This window comes from Mycoavidus sp. HKI (assembly GCF_020023735.2).
Classification (GTDB): Bacteria; Pseudomonadota; Gammaproteobacteria; order Burkholderiales; family Burkholderiaceae; genus Mycoavidus.
The window spans coordinates 1,558,975-1,583,226 of the sequence record NZ_CP076444.2 but is presented as its reverse complement, the minus strand read 5'-3'; the positions used below and the strand labels follow the sequence as shown (position 1 = coordinate 1,583,226).

At 48.7% G+C, this 24,252-nt stretch carries 12 protein-coding genes; 7 read left to right on the top strand and 5 right to left on the bottom strand.

What is annotated here, in order from left to right; all coding sequences use genetic code 11:
• Positions 1–190 precede the first annotated feature (190 nt).
• Positions 191–5,218: an NACHT domain-containing protein gene (locus tag KMZ15_RS06210; protein ID WP_223691693.1), complete on the top strand. Its 5,028-nt coding sequence runs from the start codon at positions 191–193 to the stop codon at positions 5,216–5,218.
• Between the two features lie 173 nt (positions 5,219–5,391).
• Here the strand turns inward: KMZ15_RS06210 and KMZ15_RS06205 are convergent, their stop codons facing one another.
• Positions 5,392–6,519, bottom strand: coding sequence for a glycosyltransferase (locus KMZ15_RS06205; protein ID WP_223691692.1), 1,128 nt, complete (start codon positions 6,517–6,519; stop codon positions 5,392–5,394).
• Between the two features lie 172 nt (positions 6,520–6,691).
• Between KMZ15_RS06205 and KMZ15_RS06200 the strand changes: the two genes are divergently transcribed.
• Positions 6,692–8,812, top strand: a complete 2,121-nt coding sequence (locus KMZ15_RS06200; RefSeq protein WP_223691690.1) for a hypothetical protein — start codon at positions 6,692–6,694, stop codon at positions 8,810–8,812.
• Positions 8,813–8,986: 174 nt separating this feature from the next.
• Here KMZ15_RS06200 and KMZ15_RS06195 read toward each other — a convergent pair whose 3' ends face one another.
• The 4 genes from KMZ15_RS06195 to wecB form a co-directional block, all read right to left on the bottom strand.
• Positions 8,987–14,149, bottom strand: coding sequence for an NACHT domain-containing protein (locus KMZ15_RS06195; protein WP_223691687.1), 5,163 nt, complete (start codon positions 14,147–14,149; stop codon positions 8,987–8,989).
• A 432-nt stretch (positions 14,150–14,581) separates the two neighbouring features.
• Entirely contained in the window at positions 14,582–15,466 is an 885-nt protein-coding gene (locus KMZ15_RS06190) for an IS982 family transposase (protein ID WP_223691685.1), read from the bottom strand.
• A gap of 235 nt (positions 15,467–15,701) precedes the next feature.
• Positions 15,702–16,997, bottom strand: a complete 1,296-nt coding sequence (gene wecC, locus KMZ15_RS06185) for a UDP-N-acetyl-D-mannosamine dehydrogenase (RefSeq protein WP_223691683.1) — start codon at positions 16,995–16,997, stop codon at positions 15,702–15,704.
• Between the two features lie 90 nt (positions 16,998–17,087).
• On the bottom strand, positions 17,088–18,218 hold the full coding sequence (gene wecB / locus KMZ15_RS06180; protein WP_223691681.1) for a non-hydrolyzing UDP-N-acetylglucosamine 2-epimerase: 1,131 nt from the start codon (positions 18,216–18,218) through the stop codon (positions 17,088–17,090).
• Between the two features lie 269 nt (positions 18,219–18,487).
• Here wecB and wzxE (KMZ15_RS06175) point away from each other — a divergent pair, with 269 nt between their 5' ends.
• From wzxE (KMZ15_RS06175) to wzxE (KMZ15_RS06155), 5 genes are all read left to right on the top strand, one after another.
• Positions 18,488–19,750, top strand: a complete 1,263-nt coding sequence (gene wzxE, locus KMZ15_RS06175; protein WP_223691679.1) for a lipid III flippase WzxE — start codon at positions 18,488–18,490, stop codon at positions 19,748–19,750.
• The gene (locus tag KMZ15_RS06170) at positions 19,751–20,848 is read left to right on the top strand and encodes a TDP-N-acetylfucosamine:lipid II N-acetylfucosaminyltransferase (protein WP_223691677.1); all 1,098 of its coding nucleotides are present in this window, start codon (positions 19,751–19,753) and stop codon (positions 20,846–20,848) included.
• Positions 20,835–22,160: an ECA oligosaccharide polymerase gene (wzyE, locus tag KMZ15_RS06165; RefSeq protein WP_223691675.1), complete on the top strand. Its 1,326-nt coding sequence runs from the start codon at positions 20,835–20,837 to the stop codon at positions 22,158–22,160. The genes KMZ15_RS06170 and wzyE overlap by 14 nt, the downstream gene beginning before the upstream one ends.
• Complete coding sequence (gene wecG / locus KMZ15_RS06160) at positions 22,160–22,894, top strand: lipopolysaccharide N-acetylmannosaminouronosyltransferase (RefSeq protein WP_223691673.1); 735 nt, start codon at positions 22,160–22,162, stop codon at positions 22,892–22,894. The genes wzyE and wecG overlap by 1 nt, the downstream gene beginning before the upstream one ends.
• A gap of 89 nt (positions 22,895–22,983) precedes the next feature.
• Complete coding sequence (gene wzxE, locus KMZ15_RS06155; protein ID WP_368859501.1) at positions 22,984–24,237, top strand: lipid III flippase WzxE; 1,254 nt, start codon at positions 22,984–22,986, stop codon at positions 24,235–24,237.
• Positions 24,238–24,252 lie beyond the last annotated feature (15 nt).

The following is a 24,252-nucleotide window of genomic DNA, read 5'->3' as shown; positions in this document are numbered from 1 at the left end:
GATAAGGATGAGAATGGGATTCTGGCCAGAACAGCATGCGGCAGTAGCCAAATTCGATAGGGATAAAGGCACCCTAACTGATATTGTGCAGGGGGTTAAAATTCCATTGCAACAGCACTTCGACTGAAGTAGATTCGTGTTGCTTCCCGTTCGTTGCAGTTGAATAGACCCTGAATAAGGAAAATGAACCATGTTAGGTCGTGCTGTTTCTCCCGCCCCAATGATCAATCAAATGCAGGCTTCAGCGCAAAATGCGCTATATCAAGCGAATCTGTGCAAAGAAACGCAGAATTTTGGGATGGCCTTATTTTTTTATGACCAGGCCAAAGTTGCCTTTAAACATATTGCAAAAGCACACCAGCTAACGCCTTCCTTATCTGAAGTAAAAAATGCTGTCATCCAAGCTCAGACACCAAAAACAGCCGAAGACGAGGCATTACGCCAACGCCTTGCCGCAGTGTATTTCGAGCGTGCTCAACTGCTAGAAAAATTAAACCAGGTTGGCAAAGCACAAGCGAGTTACCAAAAAGCCAAAGCATGGGGTTATCTGGGCAGTGAGCCTGAATCTGTCGGGCCTGCGGCATCTAAACCAGCCCGTCGCGTTCTAGCCCGAGCGGCAACCTCTACTGAAATACCTGTTCAGCAACTGCAGGTGGCCTCGTCAGCCCAAGAAAAAAATGTGCTGGTGGATTATCTCTTTGAGAAGGCGTTGGCGACGCTTGGCTCGTTAGAGGTATCGAATAAGCCCAGCTTGTTTCTCGTTTATGCGCATGACAATCCTGCTCACGGCAAGGCTGAGGCCAGTACGTCTAAATATTTAATCGATAAATTATCCCAGATCCGAGTTAATCTGTATTCTGACCAAGCACCCAAAGGGGAGCCGTATTCCAGCTCACTAGAAGAGTTGAAAGAAGACGGTAAGCTTGAAGATATTGTTACCAATCAACTCTGTTTATTGCCCACGCCACTGCGAGGGGATGTGACGCCAGTCGATAAGGTCGTGGTTTGTTGTTCTGAGGTATTAGGCAGTTACTTAAAATGGGCCGACTATACGACGTTCTACCAGGAACTGCGGGGTGCTTATTTCCAAGATCGAGAAGCGTATCGCAAAGCGGGGGACTCATCGAAAAGTTCAGCCGTTGCTATCCGTGAGGTAGTCAAAAAATTTTCTCTCGAGCCTGCGTATCGAGATGGCTTTCATCATGTGTTGACGGAAATCGCTTTTCTTCAAATTCGCAAAGAGCAGCTGCAAGATCAGCATGGGATTATCCCTGTCGCGTTAACGCCGAATAGCTATCAGGCATGCCTAGAGCATTTTATTCCAGCCACGGCGGTTCGGATGGAAGATATACCGCGTTTTGAGAACCCAACCCAAGCAGACAAAGTCGTGTATGAGAATCAAAGCCGACACTGGGTCCTGTTCAAGCTGATTGAGCGGTTGTTAGTGGGTAGTGATGAAGCGAGAACCTTTCTGAACAAGTTTTGGCAAGGCTATAGCGCATGTATCTCGCGATTAAATGGAGAGTCCAGGCTGGGTGAGCTTGAGTTGGCGAGGCTATTGGATGGGATTTTTGATGGCATCAGAACAGCGTTGCATAGTCAATTGGCCTTTACGGTGCAGCAGCAACACCGACAATGGCAGGTGCTGAATGTGGATCCTAAAGTAACGCTAAAAGCTCAGTACGACGCTGCGCTTAAGCAAGATAAGACCTTCGCAGAAACCCAGCAGCTTTATGTGGAACCCAGAGGCAAAGCAGCTAACGAAACCGTTTCTCTCTTAGACCAGGTGCAGGCATTTTTACAAAGCGATAAACAAGTGTTGCTACTAACGGGAGATTCTGGAGCCGGCAAATCGACTTTTAACCGCCTACTTGAAAAACAGCTATGGGAAGAAAGAAACGAAGGTGATCCAATTCCGCTTTTTATTGCGTTGCCGAGCATTGATAAACCCGAACAAGATCTAATTGTTAAAATCCTCAAAAGACGAGGTCTATCCGAGTTACAAATTCAAAAGATAAAAAAAGAAAAGCAAAAGTTCATCTTTATCCTGGATGGCTACGATGAAATCCGGCAGACGCAAAACTTGTATTTGAGCAATCAGATTAACCAGCCCGATAGCTGGTTAGGGCAAATGGTGATCAGTTGTCGTACTGAATATTTAGGCCAACACTACCAAAGCCGTTTTCAACCCAATCCACTTTTACAGGAAAAAGATGCGTTCTTCGAAGAAGTGGCGATTGAGCCTTTTTCAATCGAAGAACGTAATGCATATCTTGAAAAATATGCGACGCTTCACGCAATGAGTTGGACCGCGCAGCAATATCAAGACGCGCTTGAACAACCCCATGTCAATGACTTAACCCAAAATCCATTTTTGCTACGTGTGATACTCGAGGCACTGCCTTATTTGGTCAATCAGAAGAAAGCGCGCACGGCTATCCAATTACGCTTAGATCTCTATGGTCAGTTTGTCAGACAATGGTTTGAGCGTAACGAGCAACGTTTAAGTGCAAAAGATTTAGCGGAAAGTAAAAGAGAAATTTTTATAGTGTTATGCGACGAAGGCTTTGCTGAGCACGGTATTGCATTGGCACAAGATTTGGCGACAAATCTTTATATAGAGCAGGCGGGTAATCCCGTTGTCGAGTATTCGTCACACAAAGACAAGGGGAGTTGGAAGGAAGCCTTTTTTGGCCGGGACGAAGAAAAGCAACTGTTGCGAGAAGCCTGGCCGCTATCGCGAAACGGTAACCAATATCGGTTTATCCATAAATCGTTGTTGGAATATCTGGTAGCGCGTGCGCTGTTCGATTCATTTGATGCTTGCGTGTCGGTAGGTAGCCGTTCCCGCCGAGGAAGCAATGCATCCGCCTACAGTTTTGATCTCAATTCTGTGCCATCTCGCTCGGTGCAGCCAACATTACTTTTAGCACCTAAACATTGGTGCAACGATCTGGGGGTGGTTAGCTTGTTGACCGAGCGTGTTGCGCAAGAGTCTACCTTTAAGCAACAACTCTTCGACATTATTGAACTCTCTAAAGCAGATAAAACAGTACGTCAAGCCGCGGCCAACGCGATTACGATCTTGGTTAGGGCGGGTGTGCAATTTAATGGGGTCGATCTGAAAGGCATTCAGATTCCTGGGGCAGATCTGAGTGAAGGGGTATTTGATTCAGCGCAGCTGCAAGGGGCGGATTTAAGGAAAGTCATCTTCCGCAAAATTTGGTTACGCCGAGCCAATTTAAGCGGAGCCAAAATGGAAGGGGTGCGGTTTGGTGAGTGGCCAACGCTTGAGGAAAAGAGCCAGGTAACGTCTTGCGTTTATTCGCCAGATGGGGGGGCCTGTGTAATGGGCCTTGAGAATAGTCAGATTAGCGTATACGACACCTCAAGCTGGGCAAGAACTCATATCTTAAAAGGGCATCAATATTCTGTTAATAGCGTTGCTTATTCTCCAAGCACAGCGCAGATCGCCTCTGGTGGTTCTGACAAGACCGTGCGGGTGTGGAACGCACAGAATGGAATGCTAATCCATACTTTGAAAGGACATCAAGATTTTGTTAGAAGTGTAGTGTATTCACCAAACGGAGAGCAGATCGCCTCTGGCGCTGAGGACACTACCGTGCGACTGTGGAATGCCCGAAGTGGAAAACTACTCAACACGTTGGAGGGACATCAACATAATGTTTTGAGCGTAGCTTATTCACCGAATGCGGAGTGGATTGCATCAGGCAGTAAGGACAAGACCGTGCGGGTGTGGAACACGCAACGCGGAGCACTGCTTCACATTTTGGAAGGACATCAAGATGCTGTTTGGAGCGTAGCTTATTCACCCCACGCAGAGCAGATTGCATCAGGCAGCCAAGATAAGACCGTACGGCTGTGGAACGCGCGCAGTGGTACGTTACTCCATACCCTCAAAGGACATCAATCCTCTATTAGAAGCGTGACGTATTCGCCCAATGCAGAAAAGATCGTCTCCGGCAGTTCTGATGGCACTGTACGGCTTTGGGAGGTGAGAAGCGGAACGCAGCTCTACTCTTTGGAGGGACATCAATCCTCTGTTAAGAGCGTAGTGTACTCGCCAAGTGGAGAGCAGATTGCCTCAGGCAGTGATGATAAGACTGTACGACTGTGGGATATAAGAGGTGGAACACTGAGCAAGCCTCATGCTCCAGCAGAACATCAAGATCATGTGACAAGCGTAGCGTATTCACCTAACAACGATCTGTTTGCTTCCGGCAGTGGAGACAAGACTGTTAGGTTGTGGGATGCGTGCAGCGGTACGTTGCTGCGAACTCTCCAAGAGCATCAAAATAAAGTTAGAAGCATAGCGTATTCGCCCAATGCAGAGCAGGTTGCTTCTGGTAGTGAGGATAACACTGTGAGGCTGTGGAACGCTCAAGACGGAACACTGCTCTATACCTTGAAAGGGCATCAAGATTATGTGACAAGCGTAGCGTATTCACCTAACAAAGATAAGATTGCTTCTGGCAGCGAGGACAAGACTGTCAGGTTGTGGGACACGCGAAAAGGGGCGCTACTCAACATTTTGGAAGGGCACCAAAATTATGTTTGGAGCGTAGCGTACTCGCCAAGCGGGAAGCAAATTGCTTCTGGCAGCTGGGATAAAACCGTGCGATTGTGGGATACGCGAGATGGAGCGCTACGCTACACTTTGGAAGGACATCAAGATTATGTTAGGAACGTGACATACTCACCCAATGGAAAGCGGGTAGCTTCTGCAGGCGATGACAAGACAGTGCGGCTGTGGAGCGCGCAAAATGGAGCGCTACTCCACACTTTGGAAGGACATAAAAACTGGGTATATAGCGTGGCATATTCTCCGAACGGAGAGCTGATTGCCTCAGGCAGTGAAGACAAGACGGTGCGACTGTGGAACGCCACTTCGGGTCAGTGCCTCAGAGTGCTTCAAGGTTTTAATAGGGCCGTTTATAGCATTGCCTGGAAAGCGACGAACAACGTGCTCTATTTAGCGAGTGGCAGCGAAGATAAATCAGTACGTCAGTGGGAAGTGAAAAGAAAACAAGAGGGCTATCAAGTAAAACTGAGTTGGAGCTCGGGGCATGAAGTACTGATGGTGACGGAGATGCTGTTAAAAGGGGTACAAGGTCTAAGCCAGGTGAATAAAAGACTGTTACAACAGCGCGGGGCAGTGGGTGAGCCAGTTTCACGCTTAGTTAAAACAGACAATTAGATTTTTGTTAACAGATTTTAAACGCGAAAATTTGTGGGTAATTGCAAGGTTCATGGAGTTCTTACCGTATCTCAGTAAAATTTTCTGAGCGAAGTGCTGTGTGGGCGTGACGGGCTGAACAGCACCTGCTACGGGTCAATGCCTTTAAGCTGGCTGCTAGCGTAGGCTCATCATCAGTGGGAGCGTTTGCTGGCTTGCATGCGTGTGCGATGTCGCCCAAACAATAGCCACCATGGTGTCTTAAACCGCACAATACTGGCATAAAGCCAGACGTAAGCTACGATAAACACTATAGCGAAGCAAACTAGCACGGCGGTATGCTGCCAAAAGAGCGTCGCAGGCACCACCGCAATCAAATATAACAGCCAAAGATAAGGTGCCGTCAGTGCATTACACTGGGTCAGCGTGCGCGTATCTTGTACGTTCGCCGTTGGACGCATGAGCCGTTTGTAAATCAACGTATGTAAATGCCGATCATCTGCTAAGGTGACTGGGGTGCCGTGTAAGAAGCGTCTACGATAGATTGAGAAACATACTTCAAAAATTGGGTAAAGTAGCATTAAGGCGGGATACCAAGCAGAAACCTCAGGATGTTGCATAACCAATAAAATAGATAATTCACCTAACATAAAGCCAATGAAATAAGCGCCACCATCGCCCATAAAAATCCGTCCAGTCGGAAAATTCCAAATAAAAAAACCGAGAATGGCTCCCATCATAATCAGTGATGCCGAAAGTATGGCCGTGTCAGAGACTTGGTGTGCAACGTAGGCAAGCGATGCAGACATCAAAAACGTAATCATTGCAGCTAAGCCATTAGTGCCGTCGATGTAATTAATCGCGTTGGCGAGGCCTGCTATCACAAGTAGGGTAAAGAAGCAGCCGATAGCCGGATAAGCAATGACTGAGTCAAGCAGGGCGATGCCGGTGCGTGTCACATAAAGGTCAAGCAAGAAATAGGCCAGGCCGGCAGCAACTATCGTACAGCTGAGGCGAATGAATGGCGTTACGCGTTTAGTTAAGTCTTCAGTGAGGCCTGCTAAAAAAGTCGGCAGTCCGCAGGCGGCGAGGGATAATATGCTCAACGAAAGGCGCGGATCGTTGAGGTAAAGCTGACCGGCGGCTACGGTGAGGCCGGCGAGGATCGCAATGCCGCCGATACGTGGTACGGGTTGCTGATGGATTTTTTGTGGGCCGGACAGGTTGTGGTCAGCCGATAAATGTTCATGCAAATGCTGATAACGCACAATCAAAAAAATGACCAGGGTTGAGACAGTAAAGCTGAGCGTGAAATTAAGCATAGTCAATATTTTTCTAGCTACAACACATTTAAAGGAACTCTTCTTTAATCAGATTCATTATGCAGAAGACCCACGGATTCTATTTTTTACTCATTTCCACTTATAGGGGAAACTGGATAAAAAATCAATTTTTTAGAATATGATTCGTTTTAAGGGAGAGGAGAGGTTACTTATGACGCGCCGTTATTTTTTAAGCACAGCTCTAGGCATGGCCGCCGGTGGATTCGCTCTGGCGCCTTTAAAATCAACTATCTCGGCAAATGCGATCAAACCGGTTGCGTCAGTTGCCGCTTTGATCGAATTAGGTCTTACGCAGCCGGGGGACGGTACGGTGGTCATCACATTAGGCTATTACAGTGCTGGCGATGGCGGAGGGATGCTGGTTTATTGGGATGCATCTTCTGAACGTATGATTAACGGTGGCACGGTTATTGCTGCTGTGAGTCAGGCTAAAGGTCGCTGGCTTCAACTGCATGAAGGAGTTGCCGATTTTAGGCAATTTGGTGTTTTTAATGCGGAGATGAACGCAGATAATGCGCTGGCAGCGATGGTGAATGATCCTACGATTCATCGTATCGAGGCGCATACGCCACTCAATTTTGTTCGCCGCCACCATTTTTATCGTAGCAACCTCACGCTGGATTTTGGAGGTCAAAAGGTAACTACGCTCGGGATAGAGCCGGTTGGCGCGAAACAGATTAACGCTTTGGCCGCGGTGCTGTTCTTTAGTGGTAAGCCTGCTGCCAATACGGATACTGTTACCCTGAATGCAGTATTGCCGGAACAGACTGATATTTTTCCGGTTAGCGATGCAAGCACGTTTTCTGTTGGGCAGTGGTATCAGCTTGAGTCTGACGCACCGGGCGAGCCTTTAGCAAAAGAGCTGCAAAAATTAGTCCAAATTACACACATTATTGATGCAAAGCAGGTTCGGGTTAATTATAAAAATGGTTGGCCTTTGTTCGCAGGGCGGCAGATCCGTTGGACGCAGGTGAGTGTTATTGAACAGGTCCATATTAGCAATATGCGCTTTATCGGGCATGGCACGACTCCAAATACCGGCTCTCACCCTATTGCGTTTGAATATGCAGTGTCCTGTAATGTATCGGCAATTCATGCAAAGGCAACTTTCTGGAGCGTCATTATCAGGCGCTGGTGCGCATTCTTTCGCACTGAACGGTGCTCATTAACCAATCCGGTCAACATAAAGCATGGTGGCGCTGGCTACTTAACCCAGCATATCCATTGTCTTTACGGACATATTTTGGAGTGCAGTTCTGCCAATGCTCGGCATCTGAATGATTTTGTTTCGAGTGCATATTGCACCGTAGAAAATTGTCATAGCAACGGTGATCATGATGGCGCCTTTGTGACGCACGGACAATATGAGCATGACCTAGTCTATTCAGGGAATGCGGGCGCGATATCTTTTGCTAATTCAGGCAAGCAGTGGGGGGCTTCAGCCAAACGCATTACGGTACGCAACCATACCTGTACACTTTTTATTGCCAATGAGAAAGTCACTGACCTAACATTGGATGATGTCCATGTGTTGCACGTGGCTGGCCGGTCCAATACCGGCATTATGCGACTTAATGCGGATGGGGTTCAACTGCGAGGCTGCACGGTGGCTAGTGAGCTGACCTTGGTTCAGCGTACGGCTTTATCTTGCCGGTCGAATACCTTCAATGGCTGTAGTTTCAGGCTGGATAGCCGGCATGATTTAACCAGCAGCCCAGAGGATCCTCTCGGACAGTATTGCCAAACGCACTTGCCACCAGTCGAAAGAAATTCTGTGCATGCTCACAGTGCTATTTTCTTCAATCATTGCACTTTTGAGGGCAATCGAGCAAGCGCTTCTCTGTGGATCGCGGCGCATAACATTACACTAGATGCGTGCCGCATTGAAAATGTTGCCCTATGTTTAACCGGTACCGCTGAGCAGCACTTCACCCTAGCCGGTAATGCCGTCTTGTCAAATACCGCCAATCAAGGCGCTCTATTGTCTCGCGTTGGCAATGATCGCCTTATCCATTGGCGTTTAGGACCTTACCGCAGCATCGTAGCGCATGCAAACGTAGCGCATATTCAGTTAGTGGATGGGGTGAATCACTATCAAGCCACTCAGGTCCATTTTGTTCGCGGCAAAATTTTACTGGCTCCAGCCGCTTTTACCCCGCCTTCATTTTTGCTTGAGACAGGGCGTATCGAGGAAGGCCAGTTTAATGCGGTCGCACCGCCATTCAGTACTAGAGTCCGCATTGAGGGAACGCTCTCTATTGATGGAGAGTGATCCAAACTGGGGGCTGACGTTTCTAAGCCGCCTCCTTGAACGGCGAGTCGTCTGCGTCGGGTCCCCGGTTTTCCCTGGGCCAGCGACCGATTCGCCCAGCCCATTATGTTCATAAAGAGGAGTCGGCCCAATTACTCAAACTGCTGAAGGGTCAGCCTACCAAAATGAAAACCATCAATTGCCCGAGGAATAGGGGTAGTATCTGTGGGGTCCAGCGCCGACGGCCCATCTGGCAGGGGTCGACGTGGCATCGGGCCTCAGTCTAGGGGAAAGCTCCGGCCTAGGGGGAAGCTCCGGTCTGGAAGGGAGCTCCTCCAGTATAGGGGAAAGCTCCGCTTTAGAAGGGCGCTCCTGCGTGGGAGGTGAAAATGGTTCACCCACTGCCCCGCGCTGCCTTAGCAACTGCTCATTGATTCCGTTCAACCCTCCTACCCCTTCGATTACAGCACCTGTCACCGTAAGGACCTCATGCGCTGAACTCCAGCGCAAAATCACCTTATGCTCTTCCCCCTCTTTCTTCACCTCCCACTGGCGAACAGCTCTATCTTCGCTGCAAGTTACTAAATAGTTGCTGTTAGACTTTTCTTTCCAGGCAATGCTTGTGACTGCACCGCCAAAACCGCGAATCACGTTCACACTCTTATTCTGTTCCGCTTTGACATCCCACAGTTGCACAGTACCGTCCAAACCACCCGAGGCAAGCTGATCCCCTTGCGGTGAATACGCAACACTCTTAACCCAATCTGTATGGCCGTCTAAGATACACAGACAAGTGCCTGTTTTGACATTCCACAGTCGCACGGTAAAGTCGTAACTGCCTGATGCAAGCTGATCCCCTTGCGGTGAATACGCGACACTCCAAACAGAAGCCTTATGGCCGCTTAAGGTACGCAGATTATCGCCTTTTTCAAGCCCCCACAGACGCACGGTATTGTCTAAATTGCCCAAGGCGAGCTGATCCCCTTGCGGCGAATACACGACGCTAGTAACTCCACCCATACGACTCTTTAAGGCGAAAATTGGAGTGCCTGCTTTGACATCCCAAAAACGCACGGTATTGTCCAAACTGCCCGAGGCGAGCTGATCCCCTTGTGGTGAATACGCGACACTAGTAATTTCATCGATATGGCCGGTTAATGTGTGAAGCAATTTGCCCTTTTTGATATCCCACAGACGTATGGTCTGGTCATAGCTGCCCGAGGCAAGCTGATCCCCTTGCGGTGAATACGCAACACTAGCTACCTCACTCTTATGGCCACGTAAGGTGCTCAAACAATCCCCCGTTTTGACATCCCACAGACGTACAGTATGGTCGTGACTGCCCAAGGCGAGTTGATCCTCTTGTAGCGAGTACGCGGCGCTTTGAATCACATTTGTATGACTACTTAAGTTGTGAAGCAACGCGCCTGTTTTGACATCCCATAGACGCACTGTCCTATCATGGCTGCCTGATGCGAGTTGATCTCCTTGCGGTGAGTATGCGACGTTTTGAACCGCATCTATATGGCCCTTTATGGTGTGACACAGTACGCCCGTTTTGGCATCCCACAGTCGCACGGTATTGTCTCTACTGCCTGATGCGAGTTGATCTCCTTGCGGCGAATACACGACGCTAGTAACCCCACCCATATGGCCATTTAAGGTGTGATGCAATACGCCTGTTTTGGCATCCCACAGTCGAATGGTGCCGTCTCTACCGCTTGAGGCGAGCTGATCTCCTAGAGGCGAATACACAACACTCCAAACGAGATCTGTATGCCCGATTAAGGTGCGCAGACAATTGCCCGTTTTGACAACCCACAATCGCACGGTATTGTCCCTACCGACCGAGGCGAGTTGATCCCCTTGTGGTGAATACGCGACGCCAGTAACATCATCGATATGGCCGCTTAATGTGCGAAGCAACTTGCCAGTTTTGATATCCCACAGACGTATGGTCTGGTCATAGCTGCCCGAGGCAAGCTGATTCCCTTGCGGTGAATACGCGACGCCAGTAACCCAATCTACATGGTCGCTTAATTTGTGAAGCAACGCGCCCGTTTTGGCATCCCATAGACGCACTGTCTTATCATAGCTGCCTGATGCGAGTTGATCCCCTTGCGGCGAGTACGTGATGCTCCTAACCGAACCCGTATGGCCGCTTAAGGTCAAAATCTTTTTCCAATCTGAGGTCTCATATACGCTGATCCGACCGTTCCTAAGACCTACGGCGCAAGCTTTTCCATCCGGAGAATACACGCAGGAATACACCGGGCTCTCTTCTGCGAGATAAGGCCATTCGCCAAACTGCACCCCTGCCATCTGTGCACCACTTAAATTGGCCTGACGCAGCCATATCTGGTGCAGTTTGGCTTTTCTTAAATCCGCCTCTTGCAACTGCACAGAATCGAATACGCCATGGCTTAAATCCGCTCCTGGGATCCGAATCCCTTTTAAATCGTCTCCGTTAAACCGTATCCCCGCTCTGACCAAGACCGTCATAGCATTGGCCGCAGTTTGGCGCACCGCTTTGTCGGTTTTGGAGCGCTCGATAATCGCTGAGAGCTGATCCTTAAATGAAGGCTCTTGCTGAACGCGCTCAGTCAACCATCCCACCACGCCCAGATCGCCAACCCAATGCTTAGGGGCTAACGATAAGTCTTGCCGCCGTTGGGAAGGCAAAACAGATTGGTCTTCAAAACTATAGACGGAAGCGTCGCTACCACGACGGGGACGAGTTTTAGGCGCTAGGCACGCATCGAACGAATCGAAGAGCGAGCGTGCCACACAATATTCCAGCAGTGATTTATGGATAAAGCGATATTGATTACCGTTTCGAATCAGGGGCCAAGCTTCTCGCAGCAGTTGCTTTTCTTCTTCCTTGCCAAAAAAGGTGTCTTTCCAACTCCCCTTGTCTTTGCGCAATGAATACTCGATAACCGGATTACCAGCATTCTCTGTATACAGATGCACTGCTAAGTCTCGCACTAATTCAATACCGTGCTCGGTAAAGCCATCATCGGACCACTCTCTAAAGATCTCTCTTTTGGTCTCAGCTAAATTTTGTGTGCTTAAGCGTCGCTGGTTGCGCTCGAACCATTGTTTGACGAACTGGTCGTACAGGTCTATGCGTAACTGGATGGCAGTTCGCACTTTCCCCTCGTTTTCCAGATACGGTAATGCTTCTAGCACCACGCGCAGCAAAAAGGGGTTGCTAGCTAAATCTTTTAAATGCGGTTGTGCGAGGGCTTCTTGATATTGTTGCACCGCCCAGCCCATTGAGTTGTGCTGCACATATTTTTCTAAATACTGCTTGCGCTCTTTTTCTGAAAACGGCGCGATCACCACTTCTTGAAAGGACGGGTCTTCACCCTGCCGAGGCGGATTCGGTTGAAAACGGCTTTGATAGTCCCAGCCCAGATATTCACTGCGACAGCTGGTGATCATGGGGCCCTGCCAGCCGTCAGGCTGGTTGATGTGATTGCTCAGATACAGGTTCCGGGTCTGCCGAATCTCATCATAGCCGTCCAGAATAAAGACGAACTTTTGTTTTTCTTGCTTTAATTTCTGAATCTGAAATTCTGACAGCCCTCTTTTCTTTAACGCTTTGCCAATCAGATCGTGCTCAGGCTTGTCAATACTCGGCAAAGAAATAAACAGCGGTATCGCATCATGTGCTTTTTTATTCTCCCATAAGTGCTTTTCTAAGACGCGATTCAAGGTGGATTTGCCCGCCCCCGAGTCCCCCGTCAACAGCACCACGTGTTTATCTTTGATAAGCGCTTTAACTTTGGATAAAAGGTCAAACGTCTCCGCCTTCCCATCTAAACTCGCTTTGCCACGCGGTTCAATATACAGCTGCTGGGTTTCTTTAAACGCTTCATCTTGCTTGAGCGCAGCGAAATATTGCGCCTCTAGCGTAGTCCGCGGGTCGGCATTCAGCACCCATAACTGGTGGTGCTGTTGCTGCACGGTGGAGGCCAGCTGACTATGCAACGCGGTGCGGATGTCGTCAAAGATGCCATCTATTAACTGGGCAAACTCAAGGTGACCAAGCGGCAGCTCTTTTTTTAAACGGGCAATAAAATTGCCATGTCCATCCCAAAACTTGTCCAGAAACGTTTTAGCCTCATCGCTGCTTACTAACAGCCGTTCAATCAGCTTAAACAGCACGCCCTGCCGACTTTGATTAGAATACACTTCTCGCCCTGTTTGGGCTTGCGCCTCAAAGCGCAGGCAGTCCTCCATCCGAACGATCGTCGCTGAAATAAATTTCGCCAGGCATTGATCATAGCTCCCTTGGGTTAACGAAACCGGGATAATGCCGTGATCTTTCAGATACTCTGCCCGGATTTGCAAAAAGGCCATTTCCGTCAATACATGATGGAACTCTGCTTTATAGTTTTCCTCTTGTGAAAATTTTCTGACCACCTCACGGATTTCGGGGATTTCTGCATTGGCCGGTTGCTCACGATCTTTCAGATAGGCGGCTCGAAGTTCCTGATAAAAGCGATCATAGTCCGGCCATTTTAGATAGCTTCCCAATACCTCAGAACAACAGACGACGACCTTATTGACCGGTTTCACGTCGTCTCTTAGTTGGGTGGGCAACAAACACAGCTGATTGGTTAAAATATCTTCGAGCTTGCCATCCTTTTTCAGAGCTTCTGGCGAGTCGGAATATTTTTTTCCCATCGGCGTTTGATCGGAATACAGATTGACTTGAATTTTGGATAGCTTATTGATTAAATATTTAGATGTACTGGCCTCAGCTTTGCCGTGTGCGAAATTGTCGTGCGCATAGACCAGAAACAGGCTAGGTTTATTGGATACCTCTAAAGCGCTCAGAGTTAACAGCGCCTTTTCAAACAGGTAATCCACCAGCGCGCTTTTTTGCTGGGCAGACAGGGAGGCAGCAGATATGGCCGTCTGAGTCACAGCTGGCGCGCTGCTCGTAAACAGCGACATGACCGGCATAGTAGTGGCCGACTTAGTCTCCTCATAGCCCCAGGCTTGCGCTTTTTTATAACTTGCCTGCGCTTTAGCGGGTTTGCCTAATTTTTCCAGCAGTTCGGCGCGCTCAAAATAGACCTCAGCGATGCGTTCCCGCAAGGCCTTTTCTTCGGGGGTTTGCGATGTCTGGGCATTGGCAAGGGCACTCTTTAATTGGGATAAGAGGGGAGTTACCTGGTATGCATCCGCAGCCTGTCTAAAGGTTACTTTTGCCTGGTCATACAAGATAAAAGCGACATCCAGGTTCTCAGCCGCCTTGTGATGTCGACCCGCATCTAAATAGGTTTGAGCAAGCGCTAGACTGGCAGAGGTCGTAGGTGTTGAGTGCAAGGGTCTGGCCAACATAGTGCTTTCCTGTTATTTTTTACTGTTAGGTATTGCAGTGCAGTACTCATTTGAGCCAGTCCGCACCGATGCTTTGTTTTGGCAGTTTTTTACTGGACCTAAGTGCGCTAGGAGCATAATGGCTAGCAGGTAATGCCCCCCTCTTGACCCGCTGCTCCGGCCCGCACAGGGAGTATATCGGTACTTTGCCAGTGTCGTCATTCATTGTTTGCTGTCATCGAAATGACGGCAAGTGACATGAGTGTTGGGTCTTACATGGAAAGCTCTTTGGGAAGATCGAATTCACAGCTGAGGCATCCGTCGTAGATATGGATGCACTGGCGGCACGATACGCTGATCCGGGATATTGGGGCAAAGCACTTGAAGAGGGAGATGAAGGATCACTCGCGTGACAATCATCTCTTTAGGGAGATTTTTTGGCTAACTTTAACGTCAGTTCGGGTTAAGCGCTTCCTGGTAGAAGTGCTGCAAAGGCAATTTAGGCTTGTTGGGCATAAGGCAATAAGCGATGATTCCGCTGAGTAGATTAACAGCAAAGTTAATAGGAGAGCGATGGCGAGTATGCTCGATCTGGCATAGGTTTTTCAATTCATCAAAGACGGTTTCGACAAGCGATCGGAGGCGAAATAAAGCCTGATCAAAAGGGGTGTGAACAATAGGCTTCATATTGCGTCGAACCTTGGTAACAAGCGCAACGCCAAGATCCTCCAAGGATTGGGCCAGTTTCCTTGAGATATAGCCTTTGTCGGCATAAAGCTTGCCAAACAACGAGTGCACGAGATCAGGCACGGGCTTACGGTCATCGATATTACCCGGCGTGAACCTCAGCCCAAGCAGTTCACCTTGGTGATTAATCACCGCGTGCAGCTTGAAGCCAAAGAACCACCCTGTGGAACTTTTACCTCGAGCGGCTAAGCCATCAAATACACGGTGACGGCTAATACGTAGATTGTCGCAGACTGCAATAGGTGTGGAATCCACAATAGAGATTCCTGTGCATTGGCCTTTGAGGGTTTCAAACAGAGCGGCCAAAGCAAGGTTACAGCGCGGTAGCAACTCAATACAGCGATTATACGAAGGCAGATTCGGAAAGGCTTCACGCAGATGTTGGCAAACATGATTCAAGTAGAAGGACTTAAATTGCCGATAGCGAATTTGATGAAAAAGAACAACGAGCGTCATCAGTTCTGCCAAAGACAAACTCGTAGCACGTAGGCGTTGTCGCTTTCCGCTCGATAGCAGTTTTTTGTTAAGCTCGGGTTCAAATTCTTTGCAAAAATCATCCATCAAGCAATAAAGTTCGGTAAGATTGTCCATGAGCGCTTTGTCCTTTCTGAGAGGGTTCTGGTCGCAAAACTTAAATTCTCCTAGAAATGCTTAGCGCTCGCTTGCTTTCAATCAAATATTTTTCTCTGCTCTCTAGCTTTCCTTATCCCGAACTGAGGTTAACTTTACATTTTTGGGGGATGGGCACAAATAGCCTACTTGCACACGCGTTTGAGAAGCTTCAGCCCCCGGAATGAAACACTCTCCTTGATGACTGCTAAAGAAGCTATTGAAGATGCTCAGCGTCTTCTAAGATCCCTACAGCATCGACTAGTCGCGCAGGATGTTTAAGCAGTTTGATCATTGCTTTGAAACAATCATGCTTGACTAAGACGGCGATGACATCGGCTGCGGCTAGCGCCGGCTCTAAATCTGCCAAGTGGGCGTGGGCCAAATCGGCCGGCAACTGGTCAATAAAAGGTTCAACCACAATAAAGCGCGCCTCTGAAGTAGCGAGTAGTTTTTTTGCAATATGAGCTGCCGGACTTTCTCGAAAATCATCAATATTAGGCTTAAACGCTAATCCCAGTAAGGCAACGACAACTTCTTGGCGGGCTGCGCGTTGACCACTTGCCAGACATTGATCAATCGCTTCGTTAACTTTGTTAATCACCCATTCTGGCTTATGGTCATTGATTTGTCGGGCGGTTCGAATGAGTTTTGCCTGCTCAGGTGAGCGACTGACGATAAACCAAGGGTCAACCGCAATGCAATGGCCGCCGACGCCCGGACCTGGCTGTAGTATATTCACCCGGGGATGATGATTGGCGAGTTTAATCAACTCCCATACATTAATGCTGAGTTGGTCGCAAATCAGCGAAAGTTCATTTGCGAATGCGATATTGACATCACGGAAAGCGTTTTCCGTCAGCTTCACCATTTCTGCTGTGCGGGCGTTGGTGCTCAGCAATTTTCCTGTAACAAAGACACGATATAAGGCTTGCGCGCGCTCGGTGCAGCGGGTTGTTATGCCGCCGATAATGCGATCGTTGTGAACCAGTTCGCGTATGACTTGGCCGGGTAGCACGCGCTCAGGGCAATACGCGATATTGACATCAGGTATTTCGTTTTCTTGATGAGTAGTAGGAAAGGCTAAATCGGGTCGAGCTATTTTGAGCCAGGCGGTCATCTGATCGGTGGTTCCCACGGGGGAGGTCGACTCCAATATCACCAGATCACCTGGCTTGAGTACCGGAGCGATTGATTCGGCTGCTGCGCGCACATAACTTAGATCAGGTTGATGATCCTCTTTACTAGGGGTTGGCACGGCGATGATAAATGCATCGGCTGTTTCAGGTTGAGTTGAAGCTTTTAAATAGCCTTCTTGCACCACTGCGCGCACGATGATGTCAAGCTCTGGTTCAACAATATGAATCTTTCCCGCATTAATCGTGTCGACCGTGTGGGAGTTGATATCGACGCCGGCTACTTTGACTTTCCGGGAAGCCAGTATCGCGGCAGTAGGTAGGCCGATGTAGCCAAGACCGACTACACATATTTTCTTAAAATTCGTCTGTTTCATAGAAATTTTTTAATCAAAAAATTTGCCAACCCTTGATCAATTTATGATGTGGGTCGAGTGCATTGCCCACCGTGTTTGGCCCGTGTCTAATTATGCTTGGTAGGCAGCTAACGTTTGCACGATGCGCTCAGATGCTTTGCCATCTCCATATAAGTTATGCGCGTGCGACGTTATCTGGTTATATTCGGTTAGGTCATCAAGCAGCAGACTAACCTGTTGGCACAAGGTGTCGATATCCGTACTGACCAGACGTACGAGACCGGCCTCTAATGCTTCGGGGCGCTCTGTATTTTCTCGCATGAGCAAGACCGGCTTGCCAAGCGATGAGGCTTCTTCTTGCACGCCTCCCGAGTCGGTGAGGATCAGCGTTGAGCGCATCATCAGGTAGACGAACGGCAAATAGTCCAGTGGCTCAATCAGGTGAATGTTGCTGATTCCTTTGAGGGTGCGTTGGACGGGTTCTTGCACATGCGGATTAAGATGAACCGGATAAACGAAATCGACCTTGGGGTAGCGTTTGGAAAGGGTTGCGATGGCTGTACAAATACGTTCGAAGCCATCGCCGAAATTCTCTCTGCGATGTCCGGTAATGAGAACCAGCCGTCGTGTGCTATTGAGCTGGGGGAATTGTTTGACAAGGCTAGTGGCCAGTTGAGGGTTGCTGGCGATTTTTTGTTTAACCTCTAAGAGCGCATCAATCACGGTATTTCCGGTTACCACGATACGCTCAGCGGCGATATTTTCTTTCAGAAGATTGTCGCGTGATTGCGCTGTAGGGGCGAAATGTAAATGTGCCAGGGTGCCGGTTAATCTACGATTGGCTTCTTCTGGCCAGGGTGAATACAAGTTGCCGGTGCGCAAACCCGCCTCGACATGCGCGACCGGAATTTTCAAGTAATAAGCCGTTAGCGAGGCGGCAAAGGTCGTTGCAGTATCGCCATGGACCAGAACAAAATCAGGTTGGTATTCCATTAGCACAGGTTTGAAGCTTTCTAAGATGTTGGCTGTGATGGAGAAGAGATTCTGCCCTGGCTGCATGATATTTAGATCGAAATCGGGCTTGATATTGAAAAGATTCAATACTTGATCAAGCATCTGCCGGTGTTGTGCGGTAACGCACACTTTAGCTTCAAATTGAGTATGTTTGCTAAGAGCACGCACAACCGGGGCCATTTTGATGGCTTCCGGGCGTGTGCCAAAAACAGTTAATATTTTTTTCATCGATTGTCGGCCTTTGATTTGCAGCCATCATCCGTGCGGAGATAGACTGAACAAATGATGCTGTTTAAACAGCGGATTTTTTTTCTCGCATAATCCTACGCTAGAATAACATCCCTAAAGACTAGGTTGGAAAGTTTAGGTTGTAAGTGGGGCGGCAGTCATATCGACTAAGTTTGTAGAGACTACAACTATAGAAAATTCTAATCAGGGGAGAGACGGGGTGCAGTTAAATCATAGAGTTGAACTCAGCAATGCAAATGTGAGTGAGCTTGCCTAAATTATCTTTAGCACGAGCCTCGGTCTGGTCTACGGCTGCCATCCTGATCAAATTGGCAGTGGGACTCCTGCTCATCAAATTGTTAGCACTTGCCTTTGGCCCAGAGGGGGTAGGCTGCGCCGGAAATTTTATGACGCTGATCACGGTGTTAGGCGTGTTATCTGGCGCGGGTATTTACAATGGGGTGACCAAATACGTTGCTGAATTTCAGTTTGATGCAGTCCGCTTGCACCGTTTTTTTGGCACCTCTGCACTTATCGTGCTTGGCTCTTCCGGGTTACTGGCGCTCGTGCTGATAGTGGCTGCGGCCCCTCTAAGTCGATTATTGTTTGGTCGCGAAGATTTGCAGGGTGTGCTGCGAGTCGTGGGCTTTATTCAATTTGGTATTGCCTTTGCTAATTTGTTTTTGGCCATTTTAAAAGGCCGGTGCGATGCGAAGGGCGCCGCGCTATCGGTCATGAGTGGCAGTCTGTTAGGTCTGGGGGCATATTGGCTGGCTTGCCGTCTAGGTGGCTATGCGGGAGCGCTCATCGGCTTAGCGTTGATGCCGGCGTTGTTGATCTTGCCGGCAGCGATAGCGTTGCTTAAACGCAAGATCATACCGTGGCATGGGTTAAAGCTCACATGGGATGGCACGCTAGCTCGTGGTCTGTTCAAATTTACCGCGATGGCGCTTATCACTTCGCTCACGCTACCGATTGCTTACGTCATGATAAGGCAGCAGCTGGCGACGCATTATAGTTGGCAGGAGGTGGGCATTTGGCAGGGCATGAGCAAAATCTCGGATGCTTATCTACAGTTGATTACAGCACCTATTACCGTGTATTTGCTGCCAACCCTTGCTAGGCTCAAAACCAAACCAGATTTGGCGTATGAGATTCGCCGTGCGCAACGCTTTTTGTTACCGCTGGCGCTAGGCTTGAGTTTAAGTGTGTGGCTATTGCGCGATGTGGTGATTGGATTATTGTTCTCCGCTGAGTTTAGGCCGATGCGCGATCTTTTTGCATGGCAGCTGAGCGGTGATGTGTTCAAGGTAGGTGCTTATGTGTTCGGTTATTTAATCATTGTGAAAGCCTCCTTACGTTTTTATGTATTAGCAGAAACGCTCCAGTTTAGTTTGCTCTTGTTACTTTCGCACTGGTTGATTCCAATTGGCGGTGCGCTTGGGACTGTACAGGCTTACGCGGCGACGTATGCGGTTTATTTTGCTTTATGTGTATACATATTTTTTATCTATTGCAAAAGGGGAGAGTGAGTGTCTGTCATCCATATTTTGGGTTCCGATATTGAGCACCACAATCGGACGGTGCTGAGCTTTTTTAATGACATACTCGCACCAGAGTTGCCGCACTCTCAAATGCCATTATGTTTTTGGGTGGTTGCTCGAGCGCCGGCGCAATTGGGCAATTACCCCGCATTGCAGGTCAGAGTATTACCGGATAAACGAGCGCTGGCGAAGGCCGTGGCCGTGCTGGCAAAAAAATGCAGCGAGCAGCGCTTCTTTTTTCATGGTCAGTTTAATCTAGGTATTTGGCTCCTGCTCCTGACTGGCCGCATTCGCGCAGCACAAGTGAGTTGGCATATTTGGGGGGCAGATCTTTATGAAGATTCAGCTGGATTTCGATTTAAGCTGTTTTATGTGTTAAGGCGCTGCGTACAAGGGCGTGTTGGGCGGGTGTTTGCTACCCGCGGAGACCTGGCTTATTATCAGCAGCGCTATCCGCACGTTCCTATTACGCTGCTTTATTTTCCGACCCGTATGCCACCGGCGCAAAATCTCCCTCGTTTGCCGAAACCTGCAACGCAGCGGCTGACGATTTTGCTGGGCAACTCTGGCGATCGCTCGAATCGTCATATTGAAGGATTGCGGGCGATTTACCAGCAATTTGGCAAGCAGGTGCGTATCCTGCTGCCTTTTGGCTATCCATTGGGCAACGACTTATATGGCAATGAGATTCGCGCGGAAGCTGAAAAATTATTCGCGCCGGAGCAGGTCGAGTTCATCAATAAAGTAATTGATTTTAACGAGTACAGAAAGCTCTTAATGCAATGTGATTTGGGCTATTTCCTGTTTAATCGGCAGCAGGGGGTTGGCACCCTATGCTTGTTGATCCAACTCTGTATTCCATTTGTTATCAGCCGGCAAAACCCTTTCCAGCAAGACCTTGCTGAGCAGCGCGTACCGGTGTTATTTCATGGCGATGACTTGAGCCCTGAGATTGTGCGTGAAACCCAGCACCGAATGGCTCAATTAGATCAGACCCAGATTGCTTTTTTCAATCCTAATTACATCACAGGCTGGCAACGCGCGTTGGCGATTACCAATGGAGAGACTCTCGATGACGCTTGCTAATTTCCTGATTCTTTTAATGCTCTGGTTGGCAGCAGGTTCATTTGTGCTGGCGCTTGCCTATCGTGAATTCCGCTTAGTTGGATTTAGTTTTAATCTATGCTTTTCGCTGGCTTATCTATCCACTTTTTATCTTGGTTTTCCGTTCTCTTGTTGGCTAGTGCTGCATTTTGGTTTACCTATCTCACCACCGAATTATCTAGCTTATGCATTGCTGTTGCCGGCGGGTTTTTATATTTTTTACTACGCCACCTACAAAGTTAAGCTGCCACCGTTTTGGCGTTCAGGGTCATCCTTGTTCACCATGAAGCGTGAAGAAACGCATTTGCTGTGGGTGCTTCTGACGTTGCTTGCTGTAGTGGCGTTGGTTATCTTCATTCTAAATAATGGCTGGCTATTTTTTAGCTCGCGTAGCTATGGTCAACGCCTCTTTTCTAAAGACCTTTTTTTACTTCCCTTTAAGCGCCTTTTCTATTTTTTTATACCCGCTATGCTGGTGCTTTATTTCCTGCGGCCGAGCGTTAAATCTTGGCTAATGTTTCTTGTCGCAACCATTAGCTTTGGCGTACTCAGTTATTTTGCTGTTGGGGGCACACGCGCCAATATCGCTTTGTCATTCGCCTTGTTTTTATTTATTGGTATTGCCGATCATCATATCCGGCTTAGAACACTGCTGTTTGCTGGGGTGGCCGCGATTGGCGTGATGACGTGGCTGGCGTTACAGCGTTACGGGCTAAATGTTCAGGGTGCGGAGCGGATAGAGACGCTGCTTTACCTAACGCGCGACACTTTTTCGCCTTGGGAAAGTCTGGCGCTGTTATTAGAGAAGTATCGTGAAATCGATTTCCAGGGGTTAGCGCCGATTGTTCGCGATTTCTATGTCTATATTCCTCAATGGTTATGGCCTGAACGTCCGAACCTAGTGCTGAATACGGCCAATTATTTTACTTGGCAGATACGGCAATACTTTGCTGTAGCAATTTCACCCACCCTGATTGGATCGCTTCTGATTATGGGGGGGGGGTGGTCTTTTGTGCTGGGGGCGATGGTGGTCGGCCTGATTATTAGAGGGCTTGATGGCTTATATCGCGCGGCCAGATATGCGCAGAATCGCTATACGAGCGCTACGATGCAGGCTTTTTGCTTTGGCCTATTATTTCACATTATTATTTTGGTCAGGGAAGGATTAGATGCCTTCGTTTCGCGCCTAGGATTCTATTGTTTGGTCTTTGGCTCATGCCTGCTATTGGCCAAATTGTTGTACCGTTTATTGATAGCTGGCCGGCACAGGCAGAAAAAAATCGGGGGAGTTTGATGAGTGCTATTCCAAAATATGATATTCGCGGCATTGGCATTTGGGGTTTTCAGGAGCAAGCTCAATTTGTCGATTACCTGCTGGCCGATGGTGCATTGAAAACGGGTATGCTAGTTGCGATTAACGCTGAAAAAATAATTTTAGCGGAACAAAATCCGCTCCTCAGCGAGTTGATTGAATCTGCTGAATACAAATATGCCGATGGCATTAGCATCGTTCGTTCGATTAAGCGAAAGTATGCTGCAGCATCCTGTTTGCAGCGCATCGCTGGTGTCGATTTGTGGCAAGCTTTGATGAGAAGCGCTGGCTTGCGACGCATACCGGTATTTCTCGTAGGCGGTAAGCCCGAGGTGTTAGCCAAAGTAGAGCAGAAGCTGATTACCGCTTGGGGCGTTAAGATTGTGGGTAGCCATAGTGGCTACTTTAAAGAGGAAGAGCGCTCAGCACTGTTTCAAGCGATTCAAGAGAGTGGTGCCGCGCTGGTCACGGTTGCTCTGGGTTCGCCTAAACAAGAACTCTTTATGCGCTGCTGCCAGCAAATTTATCCAAATGCATTGTATATGGGGGTCGGTGGCACCTTCGATGTCTTTAGCGGTACGGTTAAACGAGCTCCCAAAGTGTGGCAATCCTTAGGTTTAGAGTGGCTCTACCGAGTGCTGGCCCAGCCAACCCGCATTGGGCGTGTGGCGAGATTATGCAAATACGCTAGTTATCACTATCGTGGCCAACTGTGAGTGTTTAGGCGCGCAGTTGCGTCAACCTTTCGTCTGGCCGTTCTTCACTATTAACCATCGGGCTGTGAAAAGTGCGTTTGTGAGCTATTTTGTCTGAACTATCCATGGGGCGGGCGTTAGCCTGGTCTGCGGCTGCCACCCTGATTAAAATGGGATTGGGGCTGCTGGTCGTTAAGTGGATGGCGCACGCTTTTGGTCCAGATGGCATGGGTCGCGCTGGAAATTTTATAGCGCTGGTTACTCTGTTGGGCGTACTTTCAGGCGCCGGTATTTACAACGGAGTGACCAAATACGTCGCCGAATTTCAGCATGATCCGGTCCGCTTACGCCGTCTGCTCGGCACGTCTTCTATTATAGTGTTTGGCTTCTCGTGTGTACTGGCGCTGTTGTTTATCTTGGCGGCAGCTCCTCTGAGTCAACTGCTGTTTGGTCGTGAAGATTTGCAGAGTGTCGTGTGGGCGATAGCCTTCATCCAGTTCGGTATTGCTTACGCCAATTTGTTTCTGGCCATCCTGAAAGGTCAGTGTGATGCGAGGGGCAATGCGCTGTCGGTGATCGCTGGCAGTCTGCTAGGCCTAGGGGTATGTTGGCTCGCATTTCGTCTCGGTGACTACTCTAGTGCATTGATTGGATTAGCTTTAGCACCAGCGTTATTGGTTTTGCCGGCAGGAGTCATGCTGTTTAAGCGCGGTATCGTATCGCTGAAGCCAATATGGGACAGCACGCTGGCTTGCGGCTTATGCAAATTTACTGCAATGGCGACAATCACTGCCATTATGCTGCCGCTGGCCTACGCCATGATGAGAGAGCTCTTGGCAGCTCGTCATGGTTGGGACGAGGTTGGCCTGTGGCAGGGAGTGAGTCAGATCTCCATGGCTTATTTGCAATTTATCACGGCGCCTTTTACCGTATATTTGCTGCCCATGCTGGCTAGGCAAAAAAATAAGATAGGCCTCGCGCGTGAAATCGGTCGTGCCCAATGCTTCTTGTTACCACTGGCATTAGTGATGAGCTTGAGTATATGGCTGCTGCGCGATATCGTGATTGAATTATTGTTTTCAGCTGATTTTAAGCCAATGCGTGATCTTTTTGCGTGGCAGTTGAGCGGCGATGTATTCAAGGTCAGTGCTTATATGTTTGCTTACCTAGTGATTGCGCGAGCCTCGCTGTGTTTTTGTGTGTTGACGGAAATCAGCCAATTTGGCTTGCTCACGTTTTTTTCGCACTGTTTGATTCCATCTGGTGGTGCGCTTGGGGCCGTGCAAGCTTACGCCGCGACTTACATTGTTTATTTTGCATTGTGCGCGACAGCATTTTTGATCTATTGTAAAAAGGGAAGGTAAGGGATGATGCTAGCT

Coding starts and splice junctions, on each gene's coding strand:
- KMZ15_RS06210 (WP_223691693.1), top strand. CDS start 191: ATGTTAGGTCGTGCTGTTTCTCCCGCCCCAATGATCAATCAAATGCAG.
- KMZ15_RS06205 (WP_223691692.1), bottom strand. CDS start 6,519: ATGCTTAATTTCACGCTCAGCTTTACTGTCTCAACCCTGGTCATTTTT.
- KMZ15_RS06200 (WP_223691690.1), top strand. CDS start 6,692: ATGACGCGCCGTTATTTTTTAAGCACAGCTCTAGGCATGGCCGCCGGT.
- KMZ15_RS06195 (WP_223691687.1), bottom strand. CDS start 14,149: ATGTTGGCCAGACCCTTGCACTCAACACCTACGACCTCTGCCAGTCTA.
- KMZ15_RS06190 (WP_223691685.1), bottom strand. CDS start 15,466: ATGGACAATCTTACCGAACTTTATTGCTTGATGGATGATTTTTGCAAA.
- wecC (WP_223691683.1), bottom strand. CDS start 16,997: ATGAAACAGACGAATTTTAAGAAAATATGTGTAGTCGGTCTTGGCTAC.
- wecB (WP_223691681.1), bottom strand. CDS start 18,218: ATGAAAAAAATATTAACTGTTTTTGGCACACGCCCGGAAGCCATCAAA.
- wzyE (WP_223691675.1), top strand. CDS start 20,835: ATGACGCTTGCTAATTTCCTGATTCTTTTAATGCTCTGGTTGGCAGCA.
- wecG (WP_223691673.1), top strand. CDS start 22,160: ATGAGTGCTATTCCAAAATATGATATTCGCGGCATTGGCATTTGGGGT.